7 protein-coding genes are annotated in these 8,638 nt (G+C 72.7%); 1 reads left to right on the top strand and 6 read right to left on the bottom strand.

The features are described from left to right. Positions 1 to 253 precede the first annotated feature (253 nt). A complete protein-coding gene (pdxH, locus tag STRAU_RS17890) occupies positions 254 to 901 on the bottom strand; it encodes a pyridoxamine 5'-phosphate oxidase (RefSeq protein ID WP_078621304.1) in 648 nt (215 codons plus the stop codon). Between the two features lie 396 nt (positions 902 to 1,297). On the opposite strand from pdxH, the gene STRAU_RS17885 reads away from it, so the two are divergent. Beyond that, positions 1,298 to 2,401, top strand: a complete 1,104-nt coding sequence (locus STRAU_RS17885; protein ID WP_016641754.1) for a citrate synthase 2 — start codon at positions 1,298 to 1,300, stop codon at positions 2,399 to 2,401. A gap of 86 nt (positions 2,402 to 2,487) precedes the next feature. On the opposite strand, the gene STRAU_RS17880 is transcribed toward STRAU_RS17885, so the two are convergent. Genes STRAU_RS17880 through STRAU_RS17860 form a run of 5 tightly spaced genes read right to left on the bottom strand, consistent with a single transcriptional unit; the run spans position 2,488 to position 8,626 of the window. Then, positions 2,488 to 3,093 carry a TetR/AcrR family transcriptional regulator gene (locus STRAU_RS17880; RefSeq protein WP_397892116.1) on the bottom strand — a complete coding sequence of 202 codons (606 nt, stop codon included), beginning with the start codon at positions 3,091 to 3,093 and terminating at the stop codon, positions 2,488 to 2,490. Between the two features lie 22 nt (positions 3,094 to 3,115). Further along, a complete protein-coding gene (locus STRAU_RS17875) occupies positions 3,116 to 3,883 on the bottom strand; it encodes an enoyl-CoA hydratase family protein (RefSeq protein ID WP_052029137.1) in 768 nt (255 codons plus the stop codon). 17 nt (positions 3,884 to 3,900) lie between these two features. Next, the gene (locus tag STRAU_RS17870) at positions 3,901 to 5,064 is read right to left on the bottom strand and encodes an acyl-CoA dehydrogenase family protein (protein WP_016641751.1); all 1,164 of its coding nucleotides are present in this window, start codon (positions 5,062 to 5,064) and stop codon (positions 3,901 to 3,903) included. Beyond that, positions 5,061 to 7,004, bottom strand: coding sequence for an acetyl/propionyl/methylcrotonyl-CoA carboxylase subunit alpha (locus tag STRAU_RS17865; RefSeq protein ID WP_016641750.1), 1,944 nt, complete (start codon positions 7,002 to 7,004; stop codon positions 5,061 to 5,063). The genes STRAU_RS17870 and STRAU_RS17865 overlap by 4 nt, the downstream gene beginning before the upstream one ends. Positions 7,005 to 7,024: 20 nt before the next feature. Further along, a complete protein-coding gene (locus STRAU_RS17860; protein ID WP_016641749.1) occupies positions 7,025 to 8,626 on the bottom strand; it encodes an acyl-CoA carboxylase subunit beta in 1,602 nt (533 codons plus the stop codon). Positions 8,627 to 8,638: the final 12 nt, after the last annotated feature.

Here is an 8,638-nt window from a genome sequence, read left to right as displayed (position 1 = left end):
CCACCCACCCGCCCTTACTACCTGCCGGAACCGTCTGACCGAGCTCAGCGACGCCGGACGGCCGTGCGTGGCACCGGGAGGCCGGTGCCGGGCGCGGGTTCGGCGTACAGCGCGGGCGCTCCGGCCCGGAGCCTGCGGCCCAGTGGAAACGGGAAGGGGGTCCCCCCTGCTCTAAACGGGAAGGGGGTCCCCCCTGCTCTTTAAGAGCTTGGGGGAGGGTGGGAGATATCCGCCGCGAAGCGGCGGGACAGGGTCACGGAGAGAGACGCCGCAGCGTCCACGCCGTGGAAACGTCCTCGCGGACGTAACAGAGCCGGTCGTGCAGGCGATTGGTGCGCCCCTGCCAGAACTCGACGGCGAGCGGGGTCACCCGGTAGCCACCCCAGTGCGGCGGCGCAGGCACCTGCTCACCCTCCGGATAGCGCGCCGCCAACGCGGCGTACGCCGCGTCGAGTTCGTCGCGCGAGGCGATCACGGAGGACTGCGCGCTGGCCCACGCGCCGAGCTGGGAGCCGTGCGGCCGGCTGCGGAAGTAGCGGACGGTCTCGTCCCGGCCGGTCCGCGCCGCCGTGCCGGTCACGACGACCTGGCGGCCCATCGGGTGCCAGGGGAAGAGCAGCGAGACGTGCGGGTTCGCGTCGAGGTCCCGCGCCTTGCGGGAGTCGTAGTTCGTGAAGAAGACGAAGCCGTGCGCGTCGTACCCCTTCAGGAGCACCGTGCGGGAGCTCGGCCGCCCCTGCGCGTCCGCCGTCGACACGACCATGGCGTTCGGCTCGTGGATCACCCCGGAGGGGTCCGCCGCCTCGGCGGCCGCCTGCGCGAACCAGCGTCCGAACTGCTCGACGGGATCGGCGGCGCAGTCGGCCTCGGTGATGCCCTCGGCGACGTAGTGCGCGCGCATGGCGGCCAGGTCCCCGGCGTCGGGCACGCCCGACACGCCGGAGGCGCCGGACACGCCGGGGGCGGCAGCTGCTTCAGATGCTGACGATGCGTCGGAGGCGGTGGCACGGAAGTCGGTCACGCGGTCATCTTGCCGTATACGAACACCCCGTCACACGGCGGCAGTCGGCCCCACCAAGAGGTGATGTGTGGCACTGGGTGCCGCAGTCCATCGCCAAGGGTGGCACCAAGGGTTATCGTTCCGAATCCGTGTCGGTTGGGTGACCTCCGGCCGCGCGGGGCATCACCGGGTTACCCCGGGCCCAGCGCCAAGGCCCCGGGTCGCAGACATCCCGTACACATCGCGTACACATCCCGTCGTACACACCGTGTCGCACACATCATGAGGAGCCGCCTGATGTCCGACTTCGTACCCGGACTTGAAGGAGTCGTCGCGTTCGAGACGGAGATCGCCGAACCGGACAAGGAAGGCGGTGCCCTGCGGTATCGGGGCGTCGACATCGAGGACCTGGTCGGCCACGTCTCCTTCGGCAACGTGTGGGGGCTGCTCGTCGACGGCGCCTTCGACCCCGGCCTGCCGCCCGCCGAGCCGTTCCCGATCCCCGTGCACTCCGGCGACATCCGCGTCGACGTGCAGTCCGCGCTCGCCATGCTCGCCCCCGTGTGGGGCCTGCGCCCGCTCCTCGACATCGACGAGGCGCAGGCGCGCGACGATCTGGCGCGCGCCGCCGTCATGGCGCTCTCGTACGTCGCCCAGTCCGCGCGCGGCCAGGGCCTGCCGATGGTCCCGCAGCGCGAGATCGACAAGGCCGAGACCGTCGTCGAGCGGTTCATGCGGCGCTGGCGCGGCGAGCCCGACCCGCGTCACGTCCAGGCCGTCGACGCCTACTGGACGTCCGCCGCCGAGCACGGCATGAACGCCTCCACGTTCACCGCCCGCGTCATCGCCTCCACCGGCGCGGACGTGGCGGCGGCGCTGAGCGGGGCCGTGGGCGCGATGTCCGGGCCGCTGCACGGTGGCGCGCCGTCCCGCGTCCTCGGCATGATCGAGGAGATCGAGCGCACGGGTGACGCCGTCGCGTACGTCAAGCAGGCCCTGGACAAGGGCGAGCGCCTGATGGGCTTCGGCCACCGCGTGTACCGCGCCGAGGATCCGCGTGCCCGGGTGCTGCGGCGTACCGCCCGTGAGCTGGGCGCGCCCCGCTTCGAGGTCGCCGAGGCGCTGGAGAAGGCCGCTCTCGACGAGCTGCACGCCCGCCGGCCTGACCGGGTCCTCGCCACCAACGTGGAGTTCTGGGCCGCGATCGTCCTCGACTTCGCCGAGGTGCCCGCGCACATGTTCACCTCGATGTTCACCTGTGCGCGTACCGCCGGGTGGTCGGCGCACATTCTTGAGCAGAAGCGGACTGGGCGGCTGGTGCGGCCCTCCGCCCGCTATGTGGGGCCCGCTGCGCGGAGCCCTCGGGAGATCTCGGGGTTCGGGGGGATCTCGGCGGGCTGAGGGCCGGTCCCTGCCGGGGGGCTCCCCAATCCCGCCCCTTCCCGGCGGAGCCCCCGGTTTCGGGAAGGGGCGGGGTTGGGGACGGCTCAGCGCAGCGCCTCGTCCACCAGGCGGCCCCACTCCGCGACCACGCGTTTCCGGCGCCCCGCGTCATCCGTGAGGAGGTTCGCGAGGCCCAGGCCGCGCGCCATGTCCAGGAGGCCCTGGACCGTCTCCCGTACGCCGGGACGGGATTCGTCGGCGCCGAGCAGCTCCACCGCGATCCGATGCGTCTCGCGGCCGACGCGAGCCTCCAACTCCGCGACCCGCGGACTCAGTTGCTCCTCGTTGGACGCGGCGACCCAGAGCTGGAGCGCGGCCCGGAACAGCGGCCCGGTGTACAGGTCGACGAGGGCCGCCACGACCGCGGCCCGGTCGGCCCCGGCGGCGCCCCCGGCGGCGTCCGGGAAAAGACCGCGCAGCGCGGCCGACCGCTCCTCGGCGACGTACTCGACCGCCGCCGTGAACAGTTCCTCGCGGGTGCGGAAGTGGTGCTGGGCGGCGCCGCGCGACACCCCGGCCCGCTCGGCGACCACGGACACCGTCGAGCCCGCCCAGCCGTGCTCGGCCAGGCAGGCCACGGCCGCCTCCAGGAGCCGCTGCCGGGTGACCCGGCTGCGGTCCTGCTTGGGCGCGCGGTCGGCCTCGGTCATGGCGCCCACGGGCGCTCCTCGGTCACAGCGCCCATGAGCGCTCCCGTCGTTCCAGGAACGCCGCCATCCCCTCCCGCGCCTCGGCCGAGCCGAAGCGGTGCGCCGAGAGGGCGACGTAGGCGTCCGCTTCCTTGTCGAATGCGTCAAGAACCCTAGCCGTGACGAGTTTCTTCGCGTCGGCCAGCGCCCCCGGAGCCGCCTTGCGCAGCCCGTCGAGGACCGGGGCGAGCACCCCGTCGACGTCATCGGCCCCGGTCGCGTACGCCGTGATCAGGCCGATCCGCGCCGCCTCCGCCGCGTCGAACCGCTCCCCGGTGAGGTAGTAGCGGCTCGCCGCCCGGGGGTCCAGGCGCGGCAGCAGGGTCAGCGAGATCACCGCCGGTACGACGCCGATGTGCACCTCGGTGAGCGCGAACGACGCCTCCGTACCGCCCGCGCTCCCGGCCACCGCGATGTCGCACGCCGCGAGCAGGCCGAGCCCGCCCGCCCGTACGTGCCCCGTCACCCGCGCCACCACCGGCTTCGGCAGCTCCACGACCTGCCGGAGCAGCGCCACGAACGCCCCCGGGTCCGGCGGTTCGCGCAGGTCCGCGCCCGCGCAGAAGGTGGTGCCGGTGTGGGTGAGGACGGCGGCGCGTACGGAGTCGTCCTTGCCCGCCTCCTCCAGGGCGGCGGCGAGTTCGGCCACCAGGGCGGCCGAGAGGGCGTTGCGGTTGGCGGGCGCGTCCAGGGTGAGGGTGACGACGCCCCGGTCGGGCCCGGCCACCCGAACCACTGCCATGGGGACCATGGGGACTCCTGATGCGACTAGTACGACTTGGGCAGGCCCAGGCTCTGGTGGGACACGAAGTTCAGGATCATCTCCCGGCTCACCGGCGCGATCCGGGCCACCCTGGACGCCACGATCAGCGAGGCCAGCCCGAACTCCTTGGTCAGGCCGTTGCCGCCGAGGGTGTGCACCGCCTGGTCCACGGCCTTCACGCACGCGTCGGCCGCCGCGAACTTCGCCATGTTCGCGGCCTCCCCCGCCCCCATGTCGTCGCCGTCGTCGTACAGCCGGGCCGCCTTCTGCATCATCAGGCGGGCCAGCTCGATCTCGATGTGCGACTGGGCGAGGGGGTGGGCCAGGGCCTGGTGGGCTCCGATGGGCTGCTTCCACACGGTGCGTTCCTTCGCGTACTCCACCGCCCGCGCCAGCGCGTACCGCGCCATGCCGAGGGAGAACGCCGCCGTCATGATGCGCTCGGGGTTGAGCCCCGCGAAGAGCTGGAGCAGGCCCGCGTCCTCGTCACCGACCAGGGCGTCCGCGGGCAGCCGCACGTCGTCCAGGGCCAGCTCGAACTGCTTCTCCGGGGCCTGGAGTTCCATGTCGATGCGGTGGCGCGTGAAGCCGGGCGCGTCGCGCGGGACGATGAACAGGCAGGGCTTGAGCTTGCCCGTGCGGGCGTCCTCGGTGCGGCCGACTATGAGGGTGGCGTCGGCGATGTCCACGCCGGAGATGAAGACCTTGCGGCCGGTCAGGATCCAGTCGTCGCCGTCCCTGCGGGCGGTGGTGGTGATGCGGTGCGAGTTGGAGCCCGCGTCGGGCTCGGTGATGCCGAACGCCATCGTGCGGCTGCCGTCGGCCAGGCCCGGCAGCCACTCCCGCTTCTGTGCCTCGGTGCCGAAGCGGGCGATCACCGTGCCGCAGATCGCCGGGGACACCACCAGCATGAGCAGCGGGCTGCCGGCCGCGCCCAACTCCTCCAGGACGATGGAGAGTTCCGCGATGCCGCCGCCCCCGCCGCCGTACTCCTCGGGCAGGCTCACGCCCAGGTAGCCCAGCTTGGCGGCGTCCCCCCACAGTTCGTCGGGGTGGCCGCCGTCCTGGACGACGCGGGTCATGTAGGCGCGGCCGTAGCGCTTGCCGAGCGCGGCGACGGCGGCGCGCAGGGCCTTGTGTTCCTCGGTTTCGAGCACGGGAGCGTTCACGGTCGTTCCTCCTGTACGTCTTCTTTGACCACGGAGAGCTGTACGTCTTGCTGGGCCACCTCGGGCCGTACGTCTTCCTGGACCACCGCGAGCAGTGCGCCCACCTCGACCTGTCGACCTGCTTGTGCGTGCAGCGCCGTGAGCACTCCGGAGGCGGGCGCCACGACGCGGTGCTCCATCTTCATCGCCTCCAGCCAGACGACCGGCTGCCCGGCCTCGACCCGGGCGCCCTCCGCCAGCCCCTCCGCCACCCGCAGCACCGTCCCCGGCATCGGCGCGAGCAGCGAGCCCGGTTCCTGCCGCACGGCGGGCTCGGGCAGCAGCGGCAGCGCGGTGAGCGCGACGTTCCCGACGTACACGCGGTCGTCGCCGTAGCGCGTGACAGCGAACTCGCGCCGCACACCGTCCACTTCGAGTACGACCTGGCCCTGAGAGGCCCGCACGACCCGGGCGCCGTCCGCGACGAGGCCGTCCCGCGTGTGCGTGTACCGGACCTCGTGCTCGGCGCCGTCCGCCTCGCTCCGGTACCGCTTGACCTGCGGCTGTGAGCGCAGATTGCGCCAGCCGCCGAAGCGGGAGCGCCCGGAGGCGTCGGCGAGGGCGGCGGCGAGTGGCGCGTACCGGGCCGCCGGGCCGGGGTCGGCCGCCGTCAGCTCCGGCAGGTGCCGGTCGTAGAACGACGTGTCCATGCGGGCGGCCGTGAACTCCGGGTGCCGCAGGGAGCGTACGAGCAGCTCCCGGTTGGTGACCGGGCCGTGCGCGACGGTCCGCTCCAGGGCGCCCGCGAGCCTGCGCAGGGCCTCCGCGCGGGTGGGCGCGTGGGCGACGACCTTCGCCAGCATGGAGTCGTAGTGGACGCCGACGGTGTCGCCGTCCGCGTACCCGGTGTCCAGGCGCACGCCGTCCGGTACGACCAGGCGGTGCAGGGTGCCGGTCTGCGGCGCCCAGCCGGCCGCCGGGTCCTCGGCGTACAGGCGGGCCTCGACCGCGTGCCCGTGCGCGGGCGGCGGCTCGGGGCCCTCCAGGGGCTCGCCCTCGGCGACGCGGATCTGGAGGGCGACCAGGTCGAGGCCGAACACCGCCTCCGTCACCGGGTGTTCGACCTGAAGGCGGGTGTTCATCTCCAGGAAGTGCGCGGTGCCGTCCGCGGCGACCAGGAACTCGACGGTGCCCGCGCCCCGGTAGTCGGTGGCGCGGGCGGCGCGCACCGCCAACTCGTGCAGTCGGCCGACGAGTTCACCGTCAAGACCCGGCGCCGGGGACTCCTCGATCACCTTCTGGTGGCGGCGCTGGAGTGTGCAGTCGCGCGTCCCGAGCGGCCACACCGTCCCGTGCGCGTCCGCGAGGACCTGCACCTCGACGTGCCGCCCGCCCTCGACGTACGGCTCGACGAAGACCTCACCGTCCCCGAAGGCACTGACCGCCTCGGCCCGCGCTGCCTCCAACTCACTCTTCAACGCGCCCAGTTCGCGTACGACCCGCATCCCGCGCCCGCCGCCACCGGCCGCCGCCTTCACTAGCACCGGCAGATCGGCCTCCGTGACCGCGTCGGCGGCGAGCGGCGCGAGGCCCATCAGCTCCTTCGCCCGCGTCTTGGACGCCATCGCCTCGATGGCGTCCGGCGGCGGCCCGATCCACACCAGGCCCGCGTCGGTCACGGCCCGCGCGAACTCGGCGTTCTCGGACAGGAACCCGTAGCCGGGATGCACGGCGTCGGCGCCCGCCGCCTGCGCGGCCTTCACGATCAGCTCGCCGCGCAGATACGTCTCGGACGGCGCCGCCCCCGGCAGGCGTACCGCCTCATCGGCCTCGCGTACGTGCAGGGCGTCCGCGTCGGCGTCGGAGTGCACGGCGACGGTGGCGATGCCGAGCTCACGGCACGTACGGAAGACGCGGCAGGCAATCTCGCCCCGATTGGCCACCAACAGCTTGGAAAGCATGGGTGATTCAGTCACCTCTCTCACATCCGGAAGACGCCGAAGCCGCCGCGCGCGCCCTCGACCGGGGCCGTGTGGATCGCGGACAGGCAGATGCCGAGGACGGTGCGGGTGTCGCGCGGGTCGATCACCCCGTCGTCGTACAGCCGCCCGGAAAGGAACATCGGCAGCGACTCGGACTCGATCTGCTGCTCCACCATGGCGCGCAGCGCCGCGTCGGCGTCCTCGTCGTACGGCTTGCCCTTGGCGGCCGCCGACTGCCGGGCGACGATCGACAGGACGCCCGCGAGCTGCTGCGGCCCCATCACGGCGGACTTGGCGCTGGGCCAGGCGAACAGGAAGCGGGGGTCGTAGGCGCGCCCGCACATGCCGTAGTGCCCGGCGCCGTAGGAAGCGCCCATCAGGACGGAGAGATGGGGCACCCGGCTGTTGCTCACCGCGTTGATCATCATCGCGCCGTGCTTGATGATGCCGCCCTGCTCGTACTCCTTGCCGACCATGTAGCCGGTGGTGTTGTGCAGGAAGAGGAGGGGGATGTCGCGCTGGTTGGCGAGCTGGATGAACTGGGCGGCCTTCTGCGACTCCTCGGAGAACAGCACGCCCTGCGCGTTGGCGAGGATGCCGAGGGGATAGCCGTGCAGGCTCGCCCAGCCGGTCACCAGACTCGTCCCGTAGAGCGGCTTGAACTCGTCGAAGTCGGAGCCGTCGACGACGCGCGCGATGACCTCACGCGGGTCGAAGGGGGTGCGGAGGTCGCCCGGGACGACGCCGAGCAGTTCGTCGGCGTCGTACTTGGGCGGCACGGCGGGTGTGCTCGGATCGGCGTGCGCCTTGCGCCAGTTGAGGCGGGCGACGACGCGGCGGGTCTGGCGGAGGGCGTCGTGCTCGTCCTGGGCGAGGTGGTCGGCGAGGCCGGAGGTGCGGGCGTGCATCTCGGCGCCGCCCAGCGACTCGTCGTCGCTCTCCTCGCCGGTCGCCATCTTCACCAGCGGCGGCCCGCCGAGGAACACCTTCGCGCGCTCCTTGACCATGATCACGTGGTCGCACATGCCGGGCACGTAGGCGCCGCCCGCCGTGGAGTTCCCGAAGACGACGGCGATGGTCGGGATCCCGGCGGCCGAGGACTGCGTGAGGTGCTTGAACAGGGCGCCGCCCGGGATGAAGATCTCCTTCTGGGAAGGCAGATCGGCGCCCCCGGACTCCACGAGGTGGATGGACGGCAGGCGGTTGGCGTGCCCGATCTCGTGCGCGCGGAACGCCTTCTTCAGCGTCCAGGGATTGCTGGCGCCGCCGCGTACGGTCGGATCATTGGCCGTGATCAGACACTCCACACCCTCGACGACTCCGATGCCCGTCACCATGGAGGCCCCGACCGGATACTCGCTCCCCCACGCCGCGAGGGGCGACAGCTCCAGGAACGGCGTGTCGGGGTCGAGCAGCAGCTCGATGCGCTCCCTGGCCAGCAACTTGCCCCGGTCGCGGTGCCGTTGGACGTACTTCTCGCCGCCGCCCTCCAGCGCCTTGGCCTGCTCGGTGTCCAGCTCGGCGAGCTTGGCGAGCATGGCCTCGCGGTGGGCGGTGTACTCGGGGCTCGCGGGGTCGAGCGCGGACGCGAGCACGGTCACGGTTGTACCTCC

It is taken from the genome of Streptomyces aurantiacus JA 4570, from assembly GCF_000414115.1.
GTDB lineage: Bacteria > Actinomycetota > Actinomycetes > Streptomycetales > Streptomycetaceae > Streptomyces > Streptomyces aurantiacus_A.
This window is presented reverse-complemented; position numbering and strand designations above follow the sequence as displayed.

Excerpts from the sequence above, each read along its gene's own strand:
- pdxH (WP_078621304.1), bottom strand. The coding sequence starts at position 901 with ATGCGCGCGCACTACGTCGCCGAGGGCATCACCGAGGCCGACTGCGCC.
- STRAU_RS17885 (WP_016641754.1), top strand. The coding sequence starts at position 1,298 with ATGTCCGACTTCGTACCCGGACTTGAAGGAGTCGTCGCGTTCGAGACG.
- STRAU_RS17880 (WP_397892116.1), bottom strand. The coding sequence starts at position 3,093 with ATGACCGAGGCCGACCGCGCGCCCAAGCAGGACCGCAGCCGGGTCACC.
- STRAU_RS17875 (WP_052029137.1), bottom strand. The coding sequence starts at position 3,883 with ATGGTCCCCATGGCAGTGGTTCGGGTGGCCGGGCCCGACCGGGGCGTC.
- STRAU_RS17865 (WP_016641750.1), bottom strand. The coding sequence starts at position 7,004 with ATGCTTTCCAAGCTGTTGGTGGCCAATCGGGGCGAGATTGCCTGCCGC.